The organism is Nonomuraea sp. NPDC050540 (genome assembly GCF_044457485.1).
Classification (GTDB): Bacteria; Actinomycetota; Actinomycetes; order Streptosporangiales; family Streptosporangiaceae; genus Nonomuraea.
On sequence record NZ_JBITHA010000014.1, the window covers coordinates 268464 to 291011 of the forward strand.

Here is a 22548-nt window from a genome sequence, read left to right on the forward strand (position 1 = left end):
CACGCGCGACGTGGAGCCGCCATTCATGGCGCGGAAGAATACGACTCAAGAAAGGGATCGGCCGGTCTTCCAGTTGGGCAACTCATTCCGGAGAACGTGCACGATCTGACGCCCGGCAACCAGTCAGAACGCACGAGAGAAATAGGCGGCCACGGCTCACCAACGCCCTCCGGACCGGAGACGCAGCGCGATGGCAGAGGGCCCGGGGCGGGCGGCCGGACGGTGGCCCGCCTTCGGCAGGCGCGGCCCGCGCTGAAGGCGATCGGAGAGCGGCGATCCGGCCGGTGGCCTTCTGACGACGACCACTACCTACTCACCCGGCCACTCAGGCGGGTCGAGGTCGCCGTAGAGATCCAGGTCGTCTCGCATCGGGAGTCGCGATCCGCGGTCAGCACCGCCCGGACCTGGGCGAATTCCCGGGGTGTGATGACATGAGTGGCCGGCGGGGAAATATCCATGCCAACCGGTGACGCATGCCTCTGGGCGGTGCCGGGCGGCCTTCCTAGCGTGTGGGGCGGAAACCGCAGCATACCTAGGAGGGAACACCGTGCCACTCATCCGGCGCGCCGCCGTCGCCGCCCTGGCCGCGGCGGCCCTCGCCGCCTCACCGCTCCTCGCCGGCACCGCCCACGCCGCGGGCACCCACACCTGCTTCAGCGGCACGCTCACCCAGGGGCAGTACGGCGGCCACATCTCGGCCAACCCCTGCGACGGCTGGGGCGGCGCCGATGTCATCGTCGTGCTCCGGTTCGGACGGGACGCGGGCACCTACCGCTGCCACTCCGCCTTCTCCTGGAACGGCTTCCTCGGAGCCGACGGCTGCCGGCCGGAGGCGACGCCGTGAAGACGTTGATCGCGGCCCTCGCCGCCGCCACGATCTCGGCGGGAGCGCCCACACCGCCGCCCGCCGAACGGGCCTACGTGTGCGACTGGGGCATCTACTACTTCAACCCCCTGGCCAGCACCATGAACATCATGGCGGGCGGATGCACCGGCCCGTCGGGAACCGGGCCCGCCACCATCACCCTGCTGTCCGGAGTGATGAATCCACCGGCGACCTTCTCCTGCCGGATGGCCTCGATCCTCGACGGGCGGGTGCTCGGCAGCTCCTGCTGAGCCGGGCGGCGCGGCCCGCGACCTCGGCGACTTCGACGCCGGCGGGTACGACACGAACGCCCGCCTGCTCAACCCGGCGTCGCACGTCAAGGGCGTCCCCTGGAGCCCCCCGGCCGGATGGAGCACTACCCGAGGTACACCCACCCGACCCGCTTCGGGCCGTCCTCAGGTCCCGGCCGGCACCCGTGCCCCGGCTGGACTCTGAGATCCATGCCGCGCGCGTGGGTGGCGGTCCGCCCGGCATCTGCGTCGCTCAGGCTTGACGCGCGTCGCCGGGTCAGCAGGACGGTGGCCGGGTGGCGGCGCGGGCGGAGGCCGGGCTGAACTCGAAGCGGAGCGTGTCGCTCTGGGAAAGCAGCAGGGCGACGCCTTCCGCGCGTGACCAGTCCGCCGGGACCAGCAGATACTGCTCGCCGGCGCGCAGCACGAGCTTCAGGCCGTCGTATCGGAACCGGTAGGCGGAGTCAGGGTCCCCGCAGCGGGACCGCCGGATACCGGGCACGTGCTGCAGGCTCAGGCCGTGGGCGCTGTAGACCACGACCGCCGGCGCTCTCGGGAGCTGGGAGACGAACTCGCGGGCCCGGGAACGGCCGACGGCGGCGGAGTAGTCGTTGGCGGCCCAGAAGAGGCTCATGCCGACCAGCACCAGCACGGTCGCCAGTTCCAGGATGGTGACCCAGCGCGGGCGGGCGATCTGGGTCAGCCGGGGCGCGTACACCAGAAGCAGCACCCCGGCGGCCAGGCTCAGCGGAGCGACCGCCAGCTGCCTGTTGAAGATCGTTTCGCCGAAGATGCGTGAGACTCCGTTGAGGAACAGCAAGAGCCCCGCCGTGACCATCAACGGGATCAGCACCCTGGGGGCGGGGGTGACGCGGATGCCCAGCCGGGTCCGCGCCCACCGGAGGACGAGTACGGCCAGCCCGACGCAGGCGGCCGTGACCAGCGGCACGAACAGGCCGTCCACGCTGAGGAACACGTAGTCCTGGGTGGTCAGGCCCAGCAGTGTCGAGTCCACGCCGAGGTAGTCGTAGAACCAGAACGCGCGGGACCAGCCGAAGTAGAAGAAGATCGCGGTGAGCGCGGTGGCGGGAGCCACGACCGCCCCGAGGACTCTGATGATCGGGGAGTCGATCCCGAGCCGGCTCGCCGTCTCATCGGCGGCGGGGCCGGATCCTGGCGAGCCCTTCGTCACGGGCTGACCGTCGGCTCTGGAACGTCGGGTGAACTTGGGGCGGGAGACTGAACGGCCGGCGGGGACGAGTCGCCGGTGTCAGGGGTCGACGGCGTCGAGCACGGCTCTCTGCCGGTGACGATCACGACGGTGGAGCCCTGCCTGACCTTGCTCCCCTGCTTGGGCTCCGTCTGGTCGAACTGACAGGCCGAGAGAGAACCCCTGTCGCGCGCCTCGACCCTCACCTTGACGCACAGGTTGTGCCGAGGGCACTGCCGCCGTATGCCGTCCTTGATCACCTTCATCATGTAATCGAGAGTCTTGCCAGAATCCTCCGCTTTCGCGGGGATCTCGATCGGGGCCCCGTACGCCTCCGCATCGCCTCCCCCACCGGTAGGGGCGCCAGGCGCCTCGGCCTCCTCCCTGGTGGGGTTCACGCCACCGGCGGGCGGCTCGGCCTCCTCCCTGGTGGGGTTCGCGCTCCCGGCGGGCGGCTCGGCCTCCCGCCCGACGGGCGCACCACAACTGACCAGCACCAGGCAAACCAGGAGGGCCGGCAGGTTCGCGCTCAGTCGTGTCATAGAGCCATTGTCCGCTACCGTTCGTGACCTTTTGTGAGCGGCCTGTGTTCAAGAGGTCACCCCGTGCTCGGCGTCGACGGTGAGCACGTGGGTGAAGAAGTCCTTCACCTTGCTCACCACGCCGGGACCGTAGTGGCCGACGCCCGGCACGACGTCGTAACGCACCGGGATGCCGTGTCGTTCCAGGCTGCGCCGCAGCGCCCGCAGCCGTGCGGTGCGCGGGACCCCCTCGTCGTTGACGCCGGGGATCCAGGCGGGATGGCCCGCGGGCACGCTGTTCGACTGGGTTCCCGTGTCGTCGGCGCCGATCACCAGGTGCATGGCCGTACCGCTGAGCGCGGCCGGATCCACGTTCCTGCCCAGCGCCGCCTCGGCCCCGGCGAAGCCCGCGGGCCATGGCAGATCCTCGTCGAGCAGGGTCACCGCGCCCGGCGCGCCGATCGAGGCCGCGCGGACCCGCTCCGGATGCAGGTAGACGAACCGGTGCGCGAACTGTCCGCCGCCCGAGTAGCCGAACAGCAGGAACCTGGCCCCCTCGACCCGGTAGCAGGCGGAGATCTCCTCGACCATGGACAGCAGGATCTCGTCGAAGCGGATGCCCCGGTGTTCGAGATACTTGTAGCCGTCGAGCTCGCCGGGGTCGGGGATGCCCGCGGGGAACAGCGGGGCGAGCACGATGCAGTCGTTGGCCCCGCCGAAGTCCACGAAGCTGTCCCGGTACGACTGGACGTCCCGTTCGGTGCCGTGGACGAGCACGACGAGGGAGTAGACCTTGTCCCCCTCCGGCGCGTAGTCGTCCGGGACGTACAGGCAGTAGGAGAAGCGCTGGTCGTACTGGCACGCGTACAGCGGGGTACGGCCTATGTCCCACACGGAGAGTTTGCGCGATCGGTGCATGATCCCTCGTATCAGGAAGTGACGTAGCGAGGTACGGCCGCGTGGACCGACGACCAGCCGCCGTGCACGCACTGGTTCACGGTGACCTCGGCGACCGCGCCGAGCAGTTCGTAGGCCTCGCCGGGAAGGTAGCCGCACTCCTCGACCAGCCTGCGCCGGAGCTCGGTCATCGCCGAGCGCAGGTTGTGGTCGACGCTCACGCCGTGGGCACAGCCCACGACGCCGATCCGATGGGGCTCGTCGAGGTACGGCCCGGCCATCGCCCGGCCCAGCCCCGGCAGCAGCTCGACCGTCACGGTGACCTCGGCCGGGGCCTCCAGCGCGGTGCCGGTGATCTCGGCGTCGCCCATGAGCGCGTGCACGTCCCCGAGTGACACCAGCCCGCCCGGCACCTCGACCGGGAGCACGAGCACGCTTCCCGGTCGCAGCGCCTGGCAGTCCATGTTGCCGCCGCAGCGGGCGTTCGACAGCAGCGACGGGAACGCGGGACCCGCGGGGGCCACGCCGAGGGTGCCGATCATGGGCCTGGCCGGCAGCGCCAGGCGCCCCCGCGAGGTCGGGAACCACACCGTGTCGCCCTCGACGGGGCAGACGCGGGTGTCACCGGACGGCAGGTCGAGCTCGGGATCGGCGTGGAGCACCGTCACGGCCTGCGCGCCGAGGCTGACACGCTCGACGGTGACCGCCAGCGCGTCCCCGGGTACGGCGCCGCGGACGGCCACGGGCCCGGCGACCGGGTTGAACGCGCCGACCAGCTCGATCAGCTCGGCCTCGGTGCGGAAGCGCTGCTCGGGCGAGGTCAGCAGGTTGGAAAAGCAGTCGAGAGTCTCGAAGACCAGGCTGGTCCCGCTGTCGACCTCGGCCACGGCGGGCACGCCGCTGTCGTAGGCGAACCGGCGTGGACCCGCCGGAACCCGCACCGCCTTCACCGTCTCACCCATGGACCCGCTCCTGCGCGACCGGCCCGCCGTACACGGAAGGAACGGTTTCGTTCGGCGCGTTGAGCGCGCCGCGCGCCTGGTCGAGCGCGGCGCGGTCGAGCTCGACCATGAGCGGCCCCGCACCGTCCCGGGCGCACGCGAGCACGCGGCCCCAGGGGTCGGCGGCCAGGCTGTGGCCGTGGGTGACGAACCCGTCGGGGCTGACGCCCTCCTGGGCCGGGGCCAGCACGTAGCAGAGGTTCTCGATGGCCCGCGCGCGCAGCAGGGGCTCCCAGTGGACGGCGCCGGTGACGGCGGAGAAGTTCGACGGCACGCACAGCACGTCGGCGCCCGAGCGTGCCAGCGCCCGGTACAGCTCGGGGAAGCGCAGGTCGTAACAGATCGACAGACCGAAGCTGAACCCTCGGTAGGAGACGTTGACCAGGTGCTCGCCGGGGGTGGTGTAGGCGCCCTCGTCCTCGTTCACCTCGGCGGCCCGCAGCCGGAACAGGTGCACCTTGCGGTACTCCGCGGCGAGCTCGCCGCCGGGACCGACGAAGACGCAGGCGTTGTACGGCCGGCCGGGATCACCGGAGGCGAGCCAGAGCCCCCCGGCCAGGACGGCGATCCCGTGCCCTGCCGCCTTCTCCGACAGCAGCGACAGGGTGGGCCCCGTCCTGTCCTCGACGTGCTCGGCCGCGAGCGCGCCCCGGTAGGAGCACGCCTCGGGGAACAGGACGAGCTCCGCCCCCTCGCCGGCCACCCGGTCGATCGTGGCCGCCATCCGGCGGAGGTTGTCGGCCCGGTCGTCCCCCGAGGACATCTGGGCCATGGCGATGCGCATGGATCTCCGTTCTTGACGTGGCTTCACGGGCGGCCGAGGTCCGGCGTGGCCGCGAGGAGCGCACGGGTGTAGTCGTGGGCGGGTTCCGCCGTCACCTGCCTGGCCGGGCCCTCCTCCACGATCTTTCCCCGGTGCATGACCACGATCCGGTCGGCGACGTGGACGGCGGTGGCAAGGTCGTGGGTGATGAGCAGAATGCCCAGTTCCCTGGTGCGGCGCAGTTCGCCGAACAGGCTGAGCACGCCCGCTCTGACCGAGACGTCCAGCATCGAGACCGGCTCGTCGGCGATCAGGTAGGCGGGTTCCAGCACGAGGCTCCCGGCGATGGCGACCCGCTGTCGCTGCCCGCCGGACAGCTCGAACGGCCTGCGGTCGAGGAAGGACTCGACCGGGGTGAGCCCGACCGCCATCAGCGCCTCGCGAACCCGTTCGTCCCGTTCGCCCTTCGGGACGCCGTGGATGGCCAGGCCCTCGGCGACGATGTCGCTGACCCGCTGGCGTGGGATCAGCGACTCGTAGGGGTCCTGGTAGATCATCTGGACACGGCGCCGGAAGTCCTTGAGCCGCCTGCCCCGCAGGGTGAGCAGGTCGGTGCCGTCCAGGCTGACCCGGCCGGCGGCCGGCTCCTGCATGCGGACGAAGCAGCGGGCCAGCGTGCTCTTGCCCGAGCCCGACTCGCCGACCAGCGCGACGATGGACCCCTTGCCGAGGGTGAGACCGACCCCGTCCAGTGCCGGGGCCCGCCCCTTGCGGCCGTAGGTGACGACGACGTCGTCGGCGACGAGACTCACGCGGGCACCTCCGTCAGATGACAGGCGCAGGATCTGCCGCCGGCCAGTGGGAGCAGCGGCGGCGCGGCGGTCGCGCACCGCTCCAGCGCCTCCCCGCAGCGAGGCTGGAAGGCGCAGCCGGGCAGCGGCCCGTCGAGCCTGGGCGGCGCGCCGGGGATGGAGGTCAGCGGGCGCTCGCCGGCCAGGTCGGGGGTCGCCTCGACCAGGCGCCTGGTGTACGGATGGCGCGGGCCGCGTACGATGTCGGCGCACGGCGCGTTCTCCACGACCGAGCCCGCGTACATCACGGCGGCCCGGTCGCACAGGCGAGGGACCAGCGCCAGGTCGTGGGTGACGAGCACGACGGCCAGCCCGAGCGAGTCGCTCAGCTCCTTCAGCAGGGTGACGATCTGGTCCTGCACGATCACGTCGAGCGCGGTGGTCGGCTCGTCGGCCAGCAGGATCCTGGGCCGGCACGACAGCGCGAGCGCGATGACCGCCCGCTGCCGCTGGCCGCCCGACAGCTCGTGCGGGTAGCGGGAGACGGCGTCCTGCGGCAGGCCGACCAGGTCGAGCACCTCGCGGGCGCGCAGCTTCCCCTCCTGCCGGGAGCCGCCGTTGATGCGGACCGCCTCGACGATCTGGGCGCCCACCCGGCGGACCGGGTTGAGCGCGTTCATCGCGCCCTGGAAGACCATCGCGATGTCGGTCCAGCGGTGCGGCCGCATCGTGCTCTCGCCGCCGGCCAGGATGTCCGTGCCGTCGAGCAGCACCTGCCCGGAGACGGTGGCGCTCGCGGGCAGCAGGCCCATCATGGCCAGCATGGTCGTGGTCTTGCCGCAGCCCGACTCGCCGACGAGGGCGATCCGCTCGCCCGGGGCGAGGTCGAGACTGACCGAGCGCACCGCGCGTACCTCCGCGCCGCCGGTGGAGAAGGCGACCTCCAGGTCGCGGATGCCGAGCAGGCTCATCTGTTCACCACCTGGAAGTACGTCCGGGACGCGTGCGCGACCTTGAGCCTGGGGTTGAGGGTGTCCTCGATCGACTGGGACACCCAGTAGCAGCACATGACGACGAGCGAGATGGCGACGCCGGGCGGCGCGAAGGCCCACCAGGCGCCCTGCGTCATCGCCGTCCGCTGGAACGCGAAGCGGATCATGGTCCCCCAGGTGACGGTGTCGGGGTCGCCGAGGCCGAGGAAGGTGAGCGCGGTCTCGGTGAAGACGGCCAGCGCGATGGTGAGCGCGGCCATGGCGCTGAGCAGCGGCGCGAGCTGCGGCACCAGGAAGCGGACGATGACGCGGAGATGGCTCGCGCCGAGCCCGAGAACGCGCTGGATGGCGGGCCGGTTCCTGAGGGAGGCGGTCTCCGCCCTGATGACGCGGGCGGTGGTCGTCCACAGCAGCAGCGCGATCACGACCACGAGATGGCCGATGCTGCTGCCCCACACCGCCGCGATGACGATGCCCAGCGGCAGGGCCGGGATCACGATGGCGTAGTCGGTGATTCTCATGAGCAGACCGTCGATCCAGCCGCCGAAGTATCCGGCCACCACGCCGATGACGCCGCCGACCAGGATGGCGACCAGGGCCGCCGCCGCGCCGACGAACAGCGTGGGGCGGGTGCCGTACAGCAGAAGGCTGAGGACGTCGTGGCCGCCGTCGTCCAGACCCAGCGGGTGGGCGGGTTCCGGCGGGCCGAAGACGGGGCCCACCTGCTCCGCCGGGCCGTACGGTGCGAGCCATCCCGCCAGCAGGGCGACGGCGGTGAGCAGCAGCAGGACGGCCACGCCCGCGGTGGCCCTGGGGTTGGCGCGCAGGCGTCTCATCGGGCCACCCGCGGGTCGAGCCGGACGTAGAGCAGGTCGGCCAGCAGGTTGAGGGTGACCACGGAGACGGTGAGCACGAGGAAGACTCCCTGCAGCATCGGGTAGTCGCGCTGGACCACCGCTTCGTACATGGCCCGGCCGACGCCCGGCCAGGAGAACACGCTCTCCACCAGGATCGAGCCGCCGATGAGGCCGCCGAGTGAGAGCGCGACGAGGGTGGTGATGGGGAGCATGGCGTTGGGCAGCACGTGCCTGGCCAGCATGCGGACGGGTCCGGCGCCGAGCGCCCGCGCGGTCAGCACGTGGTCGTCGCCGAGCGTCTCCATCATCGAGGAGCGCACCACGAGCGTGTACTGGCCGAACACGATGAGCGCGATCGTCATGGCCGGCAGCGTCATGTGCTTGACCAGGTCGGCCACGAGTTCGGCCCCCGTCGGGTCGACCAGGAACTCGTCGCGCATCCCCTGCGCGGGCAGGTAGCCGCCGAACATCATGATCAGCAGCAGCCCGAGGAAGTGCGTCGGGACCGAGTAGAAGGCGATCGCGGTGTTGGTGCTGAGCTTGTCCACCCATCCGCCCCGGTACCAGGCCGCCAGCGCGCCACTGACCAGGCCGAGCACCAGGGCCAGCAGCAGCCCGACGGTGACCAGGGGCAGCGTGTTGGCGAACGCCTCGGCCAGGCGGACGCCGACCGGTTCCTGCGTGGCGAAGGAGACGCCGAGGTCACCGCTCGCCAGGCGGCCGAGATAGATCCAGTACTGGTCCCAGAGCGGCAGGTCGAGACCGAACTGCCGGCGCAGCGCGGCGGTCAGCTCCGGCGAGCCGCCGGGGACACGTGACATGTTCGCCACGGCGTCCCCCGGCAGCACGCGGAAGAGCAGGAAGTTCAGCGTCACCACCGCGTAGACGGTTACCAGGGCCGCCAGCAGGCGCCTGATCAGATGGCTGGTACGCGACACGGGCGATCCTCAGGATCCGGAACTCGACGACAACAGGCCGAAACGGGACTGCGAGTCGAGAATGCCGAGCGCGGAGGTGGCGAACCCGCTCCAGCTCTTGGTGTGGGCCTCGACGACGTCGTCGTAGTGCGTGACGACGTACGGCCGGGCGTCCTTGACCGTCTTCTGCATCTCCCAGACGAGCTTCTTGCGCGCCCTGTCCTCGACCGTGCCCGCCTGCCGCTCGTACATCTCGTCGTACTTCTTGTCGCAGTAGGCGCTGTCGTTCCAGCTGCCCCACTGGTCGCAGGTCATGGCGTTGAGCAGGAAGTCGGGGTCGCGCTGGGCGATCCAGCCCCACTGCGCGACGGTGTACTGGTCGTACTTCTTGTCCGTGCCGGTCATCTGGTCGAAGGCGGTGGCGTTGTCGGCGGGTCGCGGCTTGAGCTGGACGCCGATCTTCTTGAAGTCCTCGGTGACGATCTGCAGGGCGCGCTCTCCCTCGCCGCCCTCGACGTCGGGGATGATCACCTCGTACGACATGGTCGCGCCTCCGGCGACGCGGATGCCGTCCGGACCCGGCTTGTATCCGGCCTCGTCGAGCAGGGCGGCCGCGCGGGTGAGGTCGAAGGCGTCGGGCTTGACCGACGGGTCGTACCAGTCGCCGCTCACCGGCGGGATGATGGAGCTGCCGGGCGTGCCGAAGCCGAGGTAGGCGACCTCGATGATGCGCTTCCTGTCGACCGCGGCCTCGAACGCCTCACGCACCTTCGGCTCGCGCAGCTCGGGGTGGGCCTTCTGGTGGGGTGACTGGTTGATGATCAGGTTGTGCATGCGGAAGCCGGGCTGCCGGGTCACGGTGAATCCCGCCTGCTCGACGGGCTTGGCCGCGGTGATGGGCAACGGCGCCGCGTAGTCGATCCTGTTGGTCTTGAGCGCGTTCACCATGGCGTCGGGGCTGCTGAAGAACTGCAGGCCGAAGCCGGCCGGCTTGGGTTTGTCGCCGTACCAGTGGGGGTTGGGCTCCATGAGCGCGATCTGGTCCTTGGTGTACTTGGCCAGCCGGAACGGTCCACCGGCGACCAGCGGCGCGGCGTTCGGGGTCTGCTTGAGCCGCATCCCGTCGCCGGTGGCGTACTGCTGCCACACGTGGGCGGGGAGCACGGGGATCTTCACCAGGCGGCCGAGCACGTTGGCGGTCGGCTTGTCGTAGGTGACGGCCACCTGGGTCGGGCTGGTGGCGGAGGCGTTCTTGACGTTCTTCACCGACGCGGCTTCCGAGGCGGTCGCGCCCTTGCGGTATTTCACGATCGTGTTGATGGTGAAGGCCACGTCGGCGGCGGTGAGGGGCTTGCCGTCCGACCACTTCGCGCCCGGACGCAGGTCGAACGTCCACGTGAGGCCGTCGGGTGAGGTGGTCCACTTCGTCGCCAGGTCGCCTTCCACGGCGCCGGAACTGATGTACTGGACAAGGAACGGGTAGTTGTACCGGAAGATCATCGCGCAGGTCGTCCCCGTGGACGCGAACGGGTTGATCGAGTTACAGGTGAACGTGGTGCCGATCCGCAGCACGCCGCCCCCCTTCCCCGCGGCGGGGGAAGCCGTGCCCTGACCACTGGAGCACCCCGCGGCCAGCAGACCGACCAGGGACAACGCGGCGATCCGAGTCTGAGGTTTCACCGTCTTGCCTTCTTTCTCCGTGCCCACGCGAGGCTCTGGCCGCACGCGGGTTCGCGGGCGTGGACCAGGCCGCGCCCCGGCGGTGGCCGTGCCGACCTGGGGGATCACCGGGGTTCGTCGCGGAATGGCGGCCAGTATATCGGTCAGCCAAATTAGGACAAGACTCCTGTTATCAACCGCTCATCGTGTTCATTTGCCCCAGGGATCGCGGCCGGAGGCGGTAGCCGATATATTTGAGCGGTGCCCCTCCCGCTAGTGAAGTCAGCAAGGCGCTACACGAGCGCTCAGCAGTTCGCCTACGAGGAGCTGCGCAGCTGGATACTCAACGCAGTCCTGCAGCCCCACGAGGTCGTACGCGACGTCGAGATCGCCCAGTTCCTCGGCGTGAGCCGCACGCCGGTACGCGAGGCGCTCATCAGGCTCGGCCAGGAAGGACTCATCGAGGCCAGCGCCAGCCGGATGACCCGGGTCGCCGGGCTGCCCCTCGACCGGGCGCCACACCTGTTCCAGGCCGGCGCGCCACTCGACGCGCTGGCCGCCGAGCTGGCCACCCCGCTGATGACCGAAGCCGATCTGAACCTCATGCAGGGCCTGCTCGACTCGATGGCCCGCACCACGGCGCCCGACCGGCTCAGCGCCCTCGACGAGGAGTTCCACCGGGTCTACTACCGAAGAGCCGGCAACCCGGTACTGATCGAGCTGCTCGAATCACTCGACGAGCAGCTACGCCGGATAGAGCGCCATATATGGGGCTACGTCCCCGTTCACGAGGAAGCCTACGAGGAACACCGCGTCCTGCTCGCCGCACTGCGCGCCGGCGACGCCAAGGCCGCGGCCGAAGCGGCCCGCGCCAACTGGCTGCGTTCCCTGCGGCGCGGCGAGGAACTGCTGAAACCGGCACCCCTGGAGGCGTGACCCGGCGCCTCGTCGCCGACCCCGCCAAGCCGGGAGTACTCACACCCGCCCAGGCCTACCGCCCGACCACCTTCCTCGACTTCGTCCCGACCACCTTCCTCGACTTCGTCGTCCCGCACGGCATCCAGCGGACGATCACGGGGTTCGAGGGGAAGCCGGCCATCGGGCAGGGTGGCGCACCTGCCGTACCTCCCGAGCTCGTCGGGGAAGGTCACGCGCGGAGAAGGCGATCGCGGACGGCTTGGACGTCTTGCGTGGAGAGGCCCGCGGCCCGCAGATGGTCGTCCACGTCGAGTCCGTCCAGGGCGTCGTGGATGGCGGCTCGGGCTGTGGTGTTCTTGCGGGTCAGGATGTTCTGGATGCCGGCTGTCTGGTCGTCGGTTCCCAGAGCGGCGAACAACCGGGGCAGGCGCGGGATGCTCTGTTCATAGTCGGCGGCGATGTGGTCGGGTCCGGCTCCGGCCAGGGCGAGGAGCAGTATGGCGATGAGCCCGGTGCGGTCGCGGCCGAGGCCGCAGTGGATGAGGACGCCACCGGGTCGAGCCCGCGCGACGGCGGCGATGGCGGCGGCGCACTGCCGCGCCTTGCGTTCGAGGAAGAGCCGGTAGTAGAGCGGCGAACCGTCCAGCTCGTTGTCCCACAGGTAGGTCCAGAACCGGGTGTCGTCCGCGTCGTCCAGCGGCACGTGCACCGTGGTCAGGCCTGAGGGGCGCGCCCAGCGGTCGCCTTCGCGCTCGTTGTGGTTGCGCAGGTCGACGACGGTCCGGACGCCATACGCGATGAGCGCCGACCAGCCGGAAGGGGTGAGCCGCTCGGGATTGTCCGAGCGGATGACGGCCCGCCACCGGATCTGTCCGCCTCCGGGCACGGGGATGCCGCCAAGGTCACGGGCGTTGAAGCAGCCGTCCCAGTCGAGGTTTCGATCGGCGGGCGCCCGCTCGACATCGATCTCACTCATGCCTGATCAGATGCGCGCGGCACCGGGTTGGTTCTTGCCCGGGGCACAGGACGTGACGCCTGCGGTCGCGGCCGTAGGCGTCACGTCTTGCCGTCACTTGACGGACGTGCCGGTGACCAGCGGCAGCGACACCGACGTGCCGGCCAGATCGACGGTGACCCGGGCCCCGGTGCCGGGTTCGACGTCGGTTCCGGAGCCGTTGCCGGAGGTGTCGAGGTTGAAGTCGTCGTTGGCTCCGGTCAGGACCAGGCCGAGCCGGTGTCCTGCCTTGAACTCGTAGTCCTGCGGCAGCATCTTCCAGGTGATCTGGTACGGCTTGCCCGGCGTCAGCGGCGTCTGGCGGCTGAGCGACTTGTGGTTCTGCGCGTCCAGGACGCCGCGGGTGACCACGTGGAAGCCGGAGACCGCCGTGTTGTCGGCGGCCTTGAAGTAGCAGCCGTCGTCATCGGCCGTGCTCTGGCCGACGCAGTCCTCGCCGCCGATGATCTTGAGGCCTTCCCCGGACGTCGCGCCGCGTTCGCGGTGGTTGATCCGGGTGTCCTGACCGTAGTCGACCAGCAGGACGCCCAGGTTGGCGGTCGGCTTGTCCAGCTTGAGGCGCAGGCTCACCGTCGGCGTTCCGGACACTCTCATCGCCTTCTTCAGCGGCGGGGTCAGGTAGGCCAGCCGGTTCGGGTTGGCGGTGGCGGGGTCGGCGGCCATCGCGATCTCGGTCTTGGCGAGGTCGACGTAGGCGCCGGTTCCGGTCGAGGATTCGCGGCCCAGTGAGCCGTCCCGCCGCGGTCGCAGGGTCGTCTCCCGCGCCGGCGCCGGCCAGTCGGCCTGGCTGATCCACCGGTCGGGGCCGAGCTGCACGTCGACGCGCGGCCGGCGCATGATGTCGTTGGAGACGCCCATCAGTTCGTGGTCGAACCACTTGTTGAGGGTGGTGAGCCACACCTCGCGACGGGCCCAGAACGGGTCGATGTGCCCGTACTGGGTCACCCACGCCTTGCGCCGTACGTCGCGGGGCAACGCGCTCCACCACTCGGAGAACTGGCTGCCCACCACGTTGCGGTCCTGCGTGCCCATCACCGCGAAGACGCTGGCGCGGACGTTGCGCGCCTTCGAGATCGGCCCGGTCCGGTAGTTGCGTTCATCCCAATAGGGGGTGTAGTTGCCGGTCTCATCGCCGGATTCGGCGTCCATTTTCCGACGCGCGGCCTCACACTTCTCCGCCGGATCCTTGTCGACATGCTCGGACTGCCACCTCGCCCCGCCGCTGAACCAGGTGAGGACGCCGTTGACGTGGCCGTTCTCGTATCCGCTCGTGTAGGCCGAGAGCGGCACGATCGTCTCCAGCCCCTCCACGCCGGTACCGGCCACGCCGACGCCGAGCGCCCCCTCGTAGGAGTGGCCGATCATCCCGGTACGCCCGGTGGTCCAGGTGGCCTTGACCGGATCGCCCTTGGCGTCGTAGGCGGTCGCCCGCCCGTTGAGCCAGTCGACGACCGCCTTGCCGCCGAGCACGTCGGAGGCGCCGTAGGACATCGGGCAGCCGTCGGACAGCCTGGTGCCGATCATGTCGACGGACACGAACGCGTACCCGCGCGGCACGAAGTAGTTGTCGTAGTACATCGGGAACTTCGTCACGTTCCCATCAGCGTCGTACTTCTTCTTCTCGATCTCGAAGCCGACGCCGGGGTTGTCGTAGTACGGGCTTTCCTGCATGATCACCGGAACCTTGAGCCCGGAACCGGACTCCTTCGGCCGGATGATGTCCACCCGGACCAGGTCCTTCTTGCCGTCGCCGTCGCTGTCCACCGAGGACCGCACCCGGACGTGCTCACGGATGGCGTCCTCGTAGGAGAAGACCGGCTGTGTGGTGCCGCCGGAGACCTTGATCTCCGGTTTCGCCGTCGCGGATGCGGCGGGAGCGCCGGCGATCACGAGTGTGGTCGCGAGCGTGACCGTGGCGAGGAACCCTCGCCGTCGCGTGCTGGACATGCGTCTTTCCTTTGGGGTTGATGGTCAGTGCTCGATCACCTGGTAGAGCGTGTTCCAGAAGTCGAGGATGGCTCGGGTCGAGTCCGGGTTGGTCGTGCCGACCTGGGTGAGCAGGATGCCGATGAGCTGCTTGTCCGGGTCGCCGTAGGTCGAGGTCCCGGCTCCGCCGTCCCAGCCGAACTGGCCGACGGAGGCGTAGTCGGCGCGGTAGGTGCGCACCGCCATCCCGAAACCCCAGCCGCCGTGCTGCCCCTGGCCGAAGGACGCATGGACGAACTTCTTGGCCAGGGCGGTCCGGAGCGCCGTCTCCTCGGGCGTCATGCGGTTGGTGGTCATCATCTCGACGGCGGGCCGCGACAGGATGCGCCGGCCGGCGTGCGTCCCGCCGTTGAGCAGCATCCGGAAGTAGGCGTGGTAGTCGTCGACGGTGGAGACCAGCCCACCGCCGCCGGACGGGAAGACCGGAGGCTTGCTCACCCTTCCGCCCGCCGCCTCGTCCCAGACGTTGAGCTTTCCCGTCTTCGGGTCGGGCGCGTAGAGGGGCGGAAGCCGGCCGATCTTGCCCGCGGGCACGTGGAACCCGGTGTCCTTCATGCCCAGCGGGTCGAGGACGCGCTCGCGCAGAAACGTCTCGAACGGCTTGCCCGCGACCCTCGCGACCAGCACGCCGAGGACATCGTGGCTGATGTTGTACTGCCAGTGCTCTCCGGGCTGATAGATCAGCGGAAGCGTGCCCAGGCGGCGCATCCACTCGTCCGGCTCAAGGATCGGCACGCCCTCCTGCGGGTAGAGACCCCGCTCGAAGATCGCGGCCGTGATCGGAAAGCTCAGCACCGTCGGATCGATGCCGAGACCGAACGTGGCGGTCATCAGGTCCCGCACGGTGATCGGCCGCTGTGCCGGAACGGTCTCGTTCAGGGGGCCGTCGGGCCGCTTCAGCACCTGCCGGTCGGCGAGTTCCGGCAGCCATCGATCCACCGGGTCGTCCAGCCGCACCTTGCACTCGTCGAGCAGAACCATCATCGGCGCCATCGCCACCGGCTTGGTCGTGGAGGCCATCCGGAAGATCGTGTCCCGGCGCATCGGCGCGCCGCCTTCGGCGCGCATGGTTCCCATCGCCTCGACGTGCGTCTGCCCACCGTGGCTGACCAGGGCGACGAGCCCCGGAATCCTCCCGGACTCGACATGCCCCGCCAGAACGTCACGCAGTCTGCGCAGCCCCGCATGGGGGATCGGGCCGGTGCTCGCCCCGGCCACGAGGCCACCGGCCGCCAGCGGGACGGCGCCCAGAGCGCCGAGCACCGAACGGCGGGACGGGCCGTCCTCGGGAGAGGTCGTGAGGTCGCTGCTGCTCGTCATTTCAGGCGTCCCAGGTGACCGGGAGGCTCTTGACGCCGTAGATGTCGGCGGTCTCCGGCCGCAGAGCAACCTCGTCAGCCGGTACGGCCAGCCGCAGCGTGGGAAAGCGCCTGACCAGCGCGGTGAACGCGACCCGCATCTCGACGCGGGCCAGCTGCTGGCCGAGGCACTGGTGGATGCCGTGGCCGAAGCCCAGGTGCCCGCCGTCCTGCCGGCGGAGGTCGAGTAGGTGAGGGTCGGAGAAGCGCGCGGGGTCCCGGTTGGCGGCGTTGTAGGACAGGAGGACCGTCGTCCCGGCCTCGATGGTCTGGCCGCCCAGCTCGACGTCCTCCAGCGCGACCCTCCCGAAGCCCTTGGCGACGCTGAGGTAGCGCATCAGTTCCTCGACGGCGCTGTCGACGAGCTCGGGGCCGGCGCGCAGCGCGGCGAGCTGGGCCGGGTTGCGCAGCAGGGCGAAGGTGCCCAGCGCGAGCATGTTCGTGGTGGTGTCGAGCCCGGCCGCCAGGAGGATCAGGCTCATCCCCTTCAGCTCCTCGTCGGTGAGGTCGCTGTCGGTGAGCTCGCTGAGGATGTCGTCGGTGGGGTGCGCGCGCTTGGCGGCCACCAGTTCGGCGAGGTAGATCTGCACCGCGGTGTAGGCCGCGATCAGTTCCTCGTCGCCGGTCTCCCCGCTCATGAACGTGTCGATGTTCTCCTGAAAGGAGCCCCGGTCCTCGTACGGCACGCCCAGCAGCTCGCAGATCATGACGGCCGGGATCGGCTTGGCGAAGGCGGTCACCAGGTCCGCCGGCGGCCCTGCCTTCTCCATCGCGTCCAGGTGCTCGGCGGTGACCTGCTCGACCCGTTCGGTGAGCTGGCGCATCCGCCGCACCGTGAACTTGCCCACGAGCGGCTTGCGGTAGCGGCTGTGCTGCGGATCGTCCATCAGCAGGAACTCGCCGGGCGGCGCCGGCGGCACCTCGATGTCGCCGAAGTCGATGGTCGGGTGGTGGCGCATCAGCTCCTTGCGCGAGCTGAACCGCGAGTCGGCGAGAACGGACCGGACCAGGTCGTACCCGGTGACCAGCCAGCCCTGGTGCCCGTCGGGGAAGGAGTAGCGAGCGATCGGGCCGTGCTCGCGGAGGTCGAGCAGTTCCTTGGGCGGGTCGAAGGGACAGCCGGGCTGACGGGCCGCCGGCATCGTCGTGACGGTAGGGAGGGATTCACTCATGACGTTCCCATCTCGCGATATGTCGCGTTTGATGAAGGCCGGGTGCCGCGAGGGTTTTCCTTGTTCCGGCTGTCAGGCGATCTTGCGGCGGTAGGTGTTCATGGCGAAGCCGTAGGCGACGACGAGGATGCCGACGCACCAGGCCAGGGCGATCCAGATGTCGCTGCCGACCGGCTGTTCGGTGAGCAGGGCGCGGATGGCGTTGACGATGGAGGTCACCGGCTGGTGTTCGGCGAAGAAGCGGACCGGGCCGGGCATCGTGCTGGTGGGGACGAAGGCCGAGCTGAGGAACGGCAGGAAGATGAGCGGGAAGGAGAACGCGCTCGCGCCGTCCACGGTCTTGGCGGTGAGACCGGGGATGATGGCGATCCAGGTCAGGGCCAGGGTGAACAGGATCAGGATGCCGGCGACCGCGAGCCAGGCCCCCACCGCGGCGCTGGAGCGGAAACCCATGAGCAGGGCGACGAGCAGGACGACCACGAGGGAGACCGAGTTGGCGACCAGCGAGGTCAGCACGTGTGCCCACAGCACCGACGAGCGCGCGGTCGGCATGGACTGGAAACGTTCGAAGATGCCGCTCTTGATGTCGGTGAACAGGCGGAAGGCCGTATAGGCGATGCCGGAGGCGACGGTGATGAGCAGGATGCCGGGCAGCATGTAGTTCACGTAGGAGTCGGAGCCGGTCTTGATGGCGCCGCCGAAGACGTAGACGAACATCAGCATCATGGCGATCGGCATGATCGCGGTGGTGACGATGGTGTCGGGGCTGCGGGTGATGTGACGCAGGGATCGTCCCAGCAGGACGGTGGTGTCGCCGAAGAAGTGCTTGGTCATCGGGGGTCCTTGTTCGTCTGGACGGACACGCGGTGCTTGGCGTCCTTGCCGTCGCCGCCGACCAGCGCGAGGAAGACGTCTTCGAGGGTGGGCTGCTTTTCGATGTACTCGACCTTGGCGGGCGGCAGCAGTTGCTTGAGCTCGGCCAGGGTGCCGTTGACGATGATCCGGCCTTGGTGCAGGATCGCGATCCGGTCGGCGAGTTGTTCGGCTTCGTCCAGGTACTGGGTGGTGAGCAGGACGGTGGTGCCGTTGTCGGCGAGTTCCTTGACGGCCTGCCAGACCTCGATGCGGGCTTCGGGGTCGAGCCCGGTGGTCGGCTCGTCGAGGAAGATGACCGGCGGGTCGCCGATGAGGCTCATGGCGATGTCCAGGCGGCGGCGCATGCCGCCGGAGTACGTCGACACCTTGCGCGCGCCGGCCTCGATCAGCGAGAACCGGGCGAGCAGGTCGTCGGCGACCTTGCCCGGGTTCGCCAGGTGGCGCAGCTTGGCGACCAGCACCAGGTTCTCCCGGCCGCTGAGGATCTCATCCACCGCGGCGAACTGCCCGGTGAGGCTGAAGGACTCCCGCACCTGCGCGGCCTGCTTGGCGACGTCGAAGCCGTGCACGTGAGCCGCGCCCCCGTCGGCCTTGAGCAGCGTGGCCAGGATCCGCACCACCGTGGTCTTGCCCGCCCCGTTCGAGCCGAGCAGGGCGAAGATGCTGCCCCGCGTCACCTCGAAGTCCACACCGCGCAGCACCTGGAGTTCCTTGTAGGCCTTCGTCAGGCCCTGTACGCGGATCGCGGGCCCTCGGGCCTGATGGACTGTCATCCGGATATCCGTTCTCTGATTTACGGCCGGTCGCCGGGGGCGGAACGCGCCACGGCCAGCGCGCCAACTACTCGGTGGCGCTAGCTACCGGTATAAAGTAACACCGACTACCGGTAGATAGCAACACCGAGTAGCTCGTCCCGCTGTCAGCGGTCCCCGCAAGGGCGCAACGCGGCCAGTGCCGCCTCATACGCCAGGCGCTGGAGCCGGTCCTCATCGCCTCCGGCGTCGGCGGTGACGAGGCCGGAGATGAGCGCCATGACGCCCTCGGCCATCGCGCGGACCTCGGGGTCGGGCAGCCCGGGGTGCGTTTCCGCGACCAGATGGGCCCACTCCTCGCGCATCAGGCGCCGGCGGCGGACCATGGGCAGCCGCGGGCCGGGGGGCAGGTTGCCCACCTCGCGGGCCGCGACGATCATGAGGTGGGCGTCGGTGAGCGCCCGGCGTACGCGCCTGCCGACCAGCGCCCGCAGCAGGTGTTCCGGGGAGCCGGACTCCTGGTAGACCTCGCGGACCTCGGCCTCCGCCCGTGCGGTGTCGGCCGCCACGATCGCCAGCAGCAAGTCGTCCTTGCCGGTGAAGTGGCGGTAGATCGCGGGCCCGGTGACGCCGGCCGCCTCGCCGATCTCGTCCATGCCGGTCGCGTGGTAGCCCTGGGCGACGAACAGGCGTGCCGCCTGCCGGATGATCAGTTCACGCCTGTCGCCGCTGGGCTGCACCCGCTCCCCCTTCGTCCCGGCCAGAACCCTACTGTGGCCTGGTGGCCGCGTCCGCGCCGATCGCCACGCAGGCCAGCACGCACACCTCGCCGGAACGGTTGCTCCACGCGTGCGGGGTGCCGCGCTGGATGAGGACGTCACCCGGGCCCAGCCGGGTCTCCGTCTCCTCCAGCACGGCGTACACCTCCCCCGAGATCACCTGGACGAAGTCCACGGCGTCGGTCACGTGCATGGGGTCGGCGCCGCCCTCGGTGTCGGCGAACGCCTCCGCGCCGGTCCCGGCCTCGCCCGAGGTCCAGGCGTCGTCCGGTTCGATGTAGCAGACCCAGCACACGGCGCCGTGCTGTGGCGGGTTCATGTTCACCGGGCCGCCGTCGACCGTCTCGGCGGGTCCGAGATCGGCGGGGGTGGAGCCGACACGCCAGGCCATGACCGCGGTGAAGGCCGGCGCGCTGATGACGGTGGGGGACGGTCCGTCGGCGACCACGGTGGATCGGCCGCCTGTGCCGAAGCCGGTGACGACCCGGCGGATGTTGCGAGTGTTCATGCCATTGCCTGTTCTGGTAGAGGTTCTAGGCGCGAAGGGACAGATGTCCCCCGTCGATGACGAGCGTCTGGCCCGTCACGTAGCTGGACTCGTCCGACAGCAGGAAGACGGTCGGGTAGGCCACTTCCCACGCCGTGCCCTGCCGTTGCAGGGGGATCGACTTCTTCCTCGTCTCGACCGCGGCCCTGCGCTCGGGGCTGATCACCGACCCCCAACGGCCGGCCGCGGTGTCGATGTAGCCCGGGACCACGATGTTCGCCCGGACGCCGTCCGCCGCCGCCTTCCGCGCGACGACGTTCTTGAGCCCTTCCAGCGCCGACTTCGAGGCGTGATAGGCGACGATCTCGTGGATCGGCGTGTACGCGGCGATCGAGGACACGAACACGATCGACGCCCCGGGCCGGAGCAGCGGCAGCGCGTGCCTGACGGCGAGGAAGTGCGAGCGGACGTTGGTGGCGAACGTCCAGTCCCAGTCCTCGACCGTCGTCGATCGCAGGTCACCGGGGCGCCCGGTGCCCACGACCAGGACGAGCCCGTCGAGGCCGCCGAGCCGTTCCGCCGACTCCCGCACGACGCGCTGGACGCCGATCTCGTCACTGGCGTCGGCGGCCGTGAGGCAGGCCACGGCTCCCTCGGCCTCGACCAGTCGCGCGGTCTCGCGCAGGGAGACCTCGTCGATGTCGGCGAGCGCCAGCGCCGCGCCTTCACGGGCGCACAGCACGCTGATCGCCCGGCCGTTCCCGACCGGTGGCACCTCGTCGAGCCGGTAGTCCTTCTGGCCGGCGCCGACCACGAGGATGCGCCGCCCGTCGAGCCGTCCCCGGCCGAGGGCTTGTCCGCGGGCCTCGGCGGGCAGGGTGTCTGGGATGTCGGCCATGGTGCTCTCCTTTCTCAGATGGATCGGGTTCTGCCGTGCCAGTACTCGGCGCGAAGATCCTTCTTCAGCACCTTCCCGACCGGGCTGCGCGGCAGGTCTCGGAAGATCACGCGCTTGGGCGCCTTCACGCCGCCCAGCGCGTCCCGGCAGAGCCCGATGAGCTCCGCCTCCTCCACGGACGCGCCGCGCTTGAGCTCCACGACCGCGGTGACCGCTTCTCCCCAGCGGTCGTCGGGCACCCCGATCACGGCGCAGTCGCCGACGGCCGGATGCCCCCACAGCACCTGCTCGACCTCGCTCGGGAACACGTTGAACCCGCCGGTGATGATCAGATCGCGCAGCCGGTCCACGATGTAGACGAACCCGTCCTCGTCGGCGTGGCCCACATCGCCGGTCCCCTGCCAGCCGTCGCCGCGGTCGATCTCGGCGCTCGCCTCCGGCGCGTCCAGGTAGCCGCTCATGCGCAGTTCCGTCCGCACCGCGATCTCACCGGTCCGGCCGGGCGGCAGATGACGCCCCTCGCTGTCGAGGATCGCCACCCGCGCCACGAGAGACGGCCGCCCGCAGCTCGCCAGCCGGCCCGCCTTGCCCGGGTCGGCGATCGCCTCGGCGTGGTCGCCGGGCCCGAGCCAGGTGCAGATCGTCGGCGCCTCCCCCTGCCCGTAGAACTGGGCCATGACCGGGCCGAAGATCTCCAGCGCCTCGCGGAGCCGGTCGACCGACATCGGCGCCGCGCCGTACAGGAAATAGCGCAACGTCGAGTAGTCGTGCTCGCGCACCGAGGGGTGAGCCAGCAGCGCGTAGATCGCCGTGGGCGGCAGGAAGAGCCGTGTGACGCGATCGCGCTCGATCGACTCCAGGATCGCGCCGGGATCGACCCCCTGGTGCACCACGGTGGTGCCGCCCTGCAGCAGCAGCGGGAAGGTGAGCCCGCCGGCGGCGTGGGTCAGCGGCGCCGCGGCGATCTGCACCGGCCGCTCTTCCGGCATGTGGGCGGCCAGGCCGAGCGCCATCGTGAAGATCGACCGGCGCGGCAGGACGACCGCCTTGGGCGTGCCGGTCGTGCCGCCGGTTCCCATGATCCAGGCGGGCGCCTCCCGGTCGGCGGGCGGCGGCGGGCAGCGCACACCCGCCGGCCCCATCCACGCGTCCAGCCGGGGGTCGCGGGCGCGGCCCGCGCCGATCGCGACGGCGGGCGGCTCCTTGGGCAGGCCGGCCAGGACGAGCTCGGCCTCGGCGGCGAGCGTGCCCTGGTAGAACAGCGTGTCGCAGCCGGTCGTGGTGAGCAGCGCGGCGAGTTCGCGCGGCCGCGAGCGCACGTTGAGCGGTACGTAGGCGGCGCCCGCGCGCAGCACGCCGAGCTGGCAGGCGAAGGCGACGGGATCGTTCTCACTGAGCACGGCGACGCGCGCGCCGGGACCCAGGGCGCGCAACGCGCTCGCCACCCGGTGGCTCAGCTCGTCGATCTCCCCGTACGTCCAGCTCCTCGACCCGTCGGCGAGCGTGAAGCACACGCTGTCGCGATGGCGGATGAACGCGCTGTCGAGCGCGGCTATGAGTGGCATCTGTCCTCCTTTACGGGC

23 protein-coding genes are annotated in these 22548 nt (G+C 70.3%); 3 read left to right on the forward strand and 20 right to left on the reverse strand.

The window, feature by feature from the left end; all coding sequences use genetic code 11:
- The first annotated feature begins 547 nt into the window (after nucleotides 1-547).
- Together ACIBI5_RS38470 and ACIBI5_RS38475 are read left to right on the forward strand one after the other, a co-directional pair.
- The gene (locus tag ACIBI5_RS38470; RefSeq protein WP_397254205.1) at nucleotides 548-844 is read left to right on the forward strand and encodes a hypothetical protein; all 297 of its coding nucleotides are present in this window, start codon (nucleotides 548-550) and stop codon (nucleotides 842-844) included.
- On the forward strand, nucleotides 841-1116 hold the full coding sequence (locus tag ACIBI5_RS38475; RefSeq protein WP_397254206.1) for a hypothetical protein: 276 nt from the start codon (nucleotides 841-843) through the stop codon (nucleotides 1114-1116). The genes ACIBI5_RS38470 and ACIBI5_RS38475 overlap by 4 nt, the downstream gene beginning before the upstream one ends.
- A gap of 277 nt (nucleotides 1117-1393) precedes the next feature.
- On the opposite strand, the gene ACIBI5_RS38480 is transcribed toward ACIBI5_RS38475, so the two are convergent.
- From ACIBI5_RS38480 to ACIBI5_RS38525, 10 genes are read right to left on the reverse strand one after another with little or no spacing between them, the layout of a single operon-like run.
- The gene (locus ACIBI5_RS38480; RefSeq protein WP_397254208.1) at nucleotides 1394-2308 is read right to left on the reverse strand and encodes a hypothetical protein; all 915 of its coding nucleotides are present in this window, start codon (nucleotides 2306-2308) and stop codon (nucleotides 1394-1396) included.
- Entirely contained in the window at nucleotides 2305-2868 is a 564-nt protein-coding gene (locus tag ACIBI5_RS38485; RefSeq protein WP_397254210.1) for a hypothetical protein, read from the reverse strand. The genes ACIBI5_RS38480 and ACIBI5_RS38485 overlap by 4 nt, the downstream gene beginning before the upstream one ends.
- Before the next feature lie 48 nt (nucleotides 2869-2916).
- Nucleotides 2917-3765: a hypothetical protein gene (locus tag ACIBI5_RS38490; protein WP_397254212.1), complete on the reverse strand. Its 849-nt coding sequence runs from the start codon at nucleotides 3763-3765 to the stop codon at nucleotides 2917-2919.
- Between the two features lie 11 nt (nucleotides 3766-3776).
- Complete coding sequence (locus ACIBI5_RS38495; protein ID WP_397254214.1) at nucleotides 3777-4706, reverse strand: acetamidase/formamidase family protein; 930 nt, start codon at nucleotides 4704-4706, stop codon at nucleotides 3777-3779.
- Nucleotides 4699-5529, reverse strand: coding sequence for a nitrilase-related carbon-nitrogen hydrolase (locus ACIBI5_RS38500; protein WP_397254216.1), 831 nt, complete (start codon nucleotides 5527-5529; stop codon nucleotides 4699-4701). The genes ACIBI5_RS38495 and ACIBI5_RS38500 overlap by 8 nt, the downstream gene beginning before the upstream one ends.
- 23 nt (nucleotides 5530-5552) lie before the next feature.
- The gene (locus ACIBI5_RS38505; RefSeq protein WP_397254218.1) at nucleotides 5553-6320 is read right to left on the reverse strand and encodes an ABC transporter ATP-binding protein; all 768 of its coding nucleotides are present in this window, start codon (nucleotides 6318-6320) and stop codon (nucleotides 5553-5555) included.
- Nucleotides 6317-7270 (reverse strand): ABC transporter ATP-binding protein, encoded by a 954-nt coding sequence (locus ACIBI5_RS38510; RefSeq protein WP_397254220.1) that lies wholly within the window; start codon nucleotides 7268-7270, stop codon nucleotides 6317-6319. Before ACIBI5_RS38510 ends, ACIBI5_RS38505 begins: the two co-directional genes overlap by 4 nt.
- Nucleotides 7267-8127 carry an ABC transporter permease gene (locus tag ACIBI5_RS38515; protein ID WP_397254222.1) on the reverse strand — a complete coding sequence of 287 codons (861 nt, stop codon included), beginning with the start codon at nucleotides 8125-8127 and terminating at the stop codon, nucleotides 7267-7269. The genes ACIBI5_RS38510 and ACIBI5_RS38515 overlap by 4 nt, the downstream gene beginning before the upstream one ends.
- The gene (locus ACIBI5_RS38520; protein ID WP_397254224.1) at nucleotides 8124-9086 is read right to left on the reverse strand and encodes an ABC transporter permease; all 963 of its coding nucleotides are present in this window, start codon (nucleotides 9084-9086) and stop codon (nucleotides 8124-8126) included. The genes ACIBI5_RS38515 and ACIBI5_RS38520 overlap by 4 nt, the downstream gene beginning before the upstream one ends.
- Nucleotides 9087-9095: 9 nt before the next feature.
- Nucleotides 9096-10745, reverse strand: a complete 1650-nt coding sequence (locus ACIBI5_RS38525) for an ABC transporter substrate-binding protein (RefSeq protein WP_397254226.1) — start codon at nucleotides 10743-10745, stop codon at nucleotides 9096-9098.
- A 240-nt stretch (nucleotides 10746-10985) separates the two neighbouring features.
- Between ACIBI5_RS38525 and ACIBI5_RS38530 the strand changes: the two genes are divergently transcribed.
- The gene (locus tag ACIBI5_RS38530; protein WP_397254228.1) at nucleotides 10986-11660 is read left to right on the forward strand and encodes a GntR family transcriptional regulator; all 675 of its coding nucleotides are present in this window, start codon (nucleotides 10986-10988) and stop codon (nucleotides 11658-11660) included.
- Between the two features lie 211 nt (nucleotides 11661-11871).
- Here ACIBI5_RS38530 and ACIBI5_RS38535 read toward each other — a convergent pair whose 3' ends face one another.
- The 10 genes from ACIBI5_RS38535 to ACIBI5_RS38580 form a co-directional block, all read right to left on the reverse strand.
- Complete coding sequence (locus tag ACIBI5_RS38535) at nucleotides 11872-12618, reverse strand: tyrosine-protein phosphatase (RefSeq protein ID WP_397254230.1); 747 nt, start codon at nucleotides 12616-12618, stop codon at nucleotides 11872-11874.
- A gap of 93 nt (nucleotides 12619-12711) precedes the next feature.
- Complete coding sequence (locus ACIBI5_RS38540) at nucleotides 12712-14604, reverse strand: CocE/NonD family hydrolase (RefSeq protein ID WP_397254232.1); 1893 nt, start codon at nucleotides 14602-14604, stop codon at nucleotides 12712-12714.
- 24 nt (nucleotides 14605-14628) lie between these two features.
- Nucleotides 14629-15963: a serine hydrolase domain-containing protein gene (locus tag ACIBI5_RS38545; RefSeq protein ID WP_397254234.1), complete on the reverse strand. Its 1335-nt coding sequence runs from the start codon at nucleotides 15961-15963 to the stop codon at nucleotides 14629-14631.
- A gap of 1 nt (nucleotide 15964) precedes the next feature.
- Entirely contained in the window at nucleotides 15965-17173 is a 1209-nt protein-coding gene (locus ACIBI5_RS38550; RefSeq protein ID WP_397254236.1) for a cytochrome P450, read from the reverse strand.
- Nucleotides 17174-17245: 72 nt separating this feature from the next.
- Complete coding sequence (locus ACIBI5_RS38555) at nucleotides 17246-18007, reverse strand: ABC transporter permease (RefSeq protein ID WP_397254238.1); 762 nt, start codon at nucleotides 18005-18007, stop codon at nucleotides 17246-17248.
- Nucleotides 18004-18822: an ABC transporter ATP-binding protein gene (locus ACIBI5_RS38560; RefSeq protein WP_397254239.1), complete on the reverse strand. Its 819-nt coding sequence runs from the start codon at nucleotides 18820-18822 to the stop codon at nucleotides 18004-18006. Before ACIBI5_RS38560 ends, ACIBI5_RS38555 begins: the two co-directional genes overlap by 4 nt.
- Nucleotides 18823-18968: 146 nt before the next feature.
- Nucleotides 18969-19541: a TetR/AcrR family transcriptional regulator gene (locus tag ACIBI5_RS38565; RefSeq protein WP_397254241.1), complete on the reverse strand. Its 573-nt coding sequence runs from the start codon at nucleotides 19539-19541 to the stop codon at nucleotides 18969-18971.
- 28 nt (nucleotides 19542-19569) lie between these two features.
- Entirely contained in the window at nucleotides 19570-20088 is a 519-nt protein-coding gene (locus tag ACIBI5_RS38570; protein ID WP_397254242.1) for a cupin domain-containing protein, read from the reverse strand.
- Nucleotides 20089-20113: 25 nt separating this feature from the next.
- Nucleotides 20114-20965: an SDR family NAD(P)-dependent oxidoreductase gene (locus tag ACIBI5_RS38575; RefSeq protein WP_397254244.1), complete on the reverse strand. Its 852-nt coding sequence runs from the start codon at nucleotides 20963-20965 to the stop codon at nucleotides 20114-20116.
- A gap of 14 nt (nucleotides 20966-20979) precedes the next feature.
- A complete protein-coding gene (locus ACIBI5_RS38580) occupies nucleotides 20980-22530 on the reverse strand; it encodes an AMP-binding protein (RefSeq protein ID WP_397254246.1) in 1551 nt (516 codons plus the stop codon).
- Nucleotides 22531-22548 lie beyond the last annotated feature (18 nt).

What these genes read in the sequence shown, in the direction of transcription:
- ACIBI5_RS38485 (WP_397254210.1), bottom strand. Translation starts at nt 2,868, where the DNA reads ATGACACGACTGAGCGCGAACCTGCCGGCCCTCCTGGTTTGCCTGGTG.
- ACIBI5_RS38490 (WP_397254212.1), bottom strand. Translation starts at nt 3,765, where the DNA reads ATGCACCGATCGCGCAAACTCTCCGTGTGGGACATAGGCCGTACCCCG.
- ACIBI5_RS38495 (WP_397254214.1), bottom strand. Translation starts at nt 4,706, where the DNA reads ATGGGTGAGACGGTGAAGGCGGTGCGGGTTCCGGCGGGTCCACGCCGG.
- ACIBI5_RS38500 (WP_397254216.1), bottom strand. Translation starts at nt 5,529, where the DNA reads ATGCGCATCGCCATGGCCCAGATGTCCTCGGGGGACGACCGGGCCGAC.
- ACIBI5_RS38510 (WP_397254220.1), bottom strand. Translation starts at nt 7,270, where the DNA reads ATGAGCCTGCTCGGCATCCGCGACCTGGAGGTCGCCTTCTCCACCGGC.
- ACIBI5_RS38515 (WP_397254222.1), bottom strand. Translation starts at nt 8,127, where the DNA reads ATGAGACGCCTGCGCGCCAACCCCAGGGCCACCGCGGGCGTGGCCGTC.
- ACIBI5_RS38535 (WP_397254230.1), bottom strand. Translation starts at nt 12,618, where the DNA reads ATGAGTGAGATCGATGTCGAGCGGGCGCCCGCCGATCGAAACCTCGAC.
- ACIBI5_RS38540 (WP_397254232.1), bottom strand. Translation starts at nt 14,604, where the DNA reads ATGTCCAGCACGCGACGGCGAGGGTTCCTCGCCACGGTCACGCTCGCG.
- ACIBI5_RS38545 (WP_397254234.1), bottom strand. Translation starts at nt 15,963, where the DNA reads ATGACGAGCAGCAGCGACCTCACGACCTCTCCCGAGGACGGCCCGTCC.
- ACIBI5_RS38550 (WP_397254236.1), bottom strand. Translation starts at nt 17,173, where the DNA reads ATGAGTGAATCCCTCCCTACCGTCACGACGATGCCGGCGGCCCGTCAG.
- ACIBI5_RS38555 (WP_397254238.1), bottom strand. Translation starts at nt 18,007, where the DNA reads ATGACCAAGCACTTCTTCGGCGACACCACCGTCCTGCTGGGACGATCC.
- ACIBI5_RS38560 (WP_397254239.1), bottom strand. Translation starts at nt 18,822, where the DNA reads ATGACAGTCCATCAGGCCCGAGGGCCCGCGATCCGCGTACAGGGCCTG.
- ACIBI5_RS38570 (WP_397254242.1), bottom strand. Translation starts at nt 20,088, where the DNA reads ATGAACACTCGCAACATCCGCCGGGTCGTCACCGGCTTCGGCACAGGC.
- ACIBI5_RS38575 (WP_397254244.1), bottom strand. Translation starts at nt 20,965, where the DNA reads ATGGCCGACATCCCAGACACCCTGCCCGCCGAGGCCCGCGGACAAGCC.
- ACIBI5_RS38580 (WP_397254246.1), bottom strand. Translation starts at nt 22,530, where the DNA reads ATGCCACTCATAGCCGCGCTCGACAGCGCGTTCATCCGCCATCGCGAC.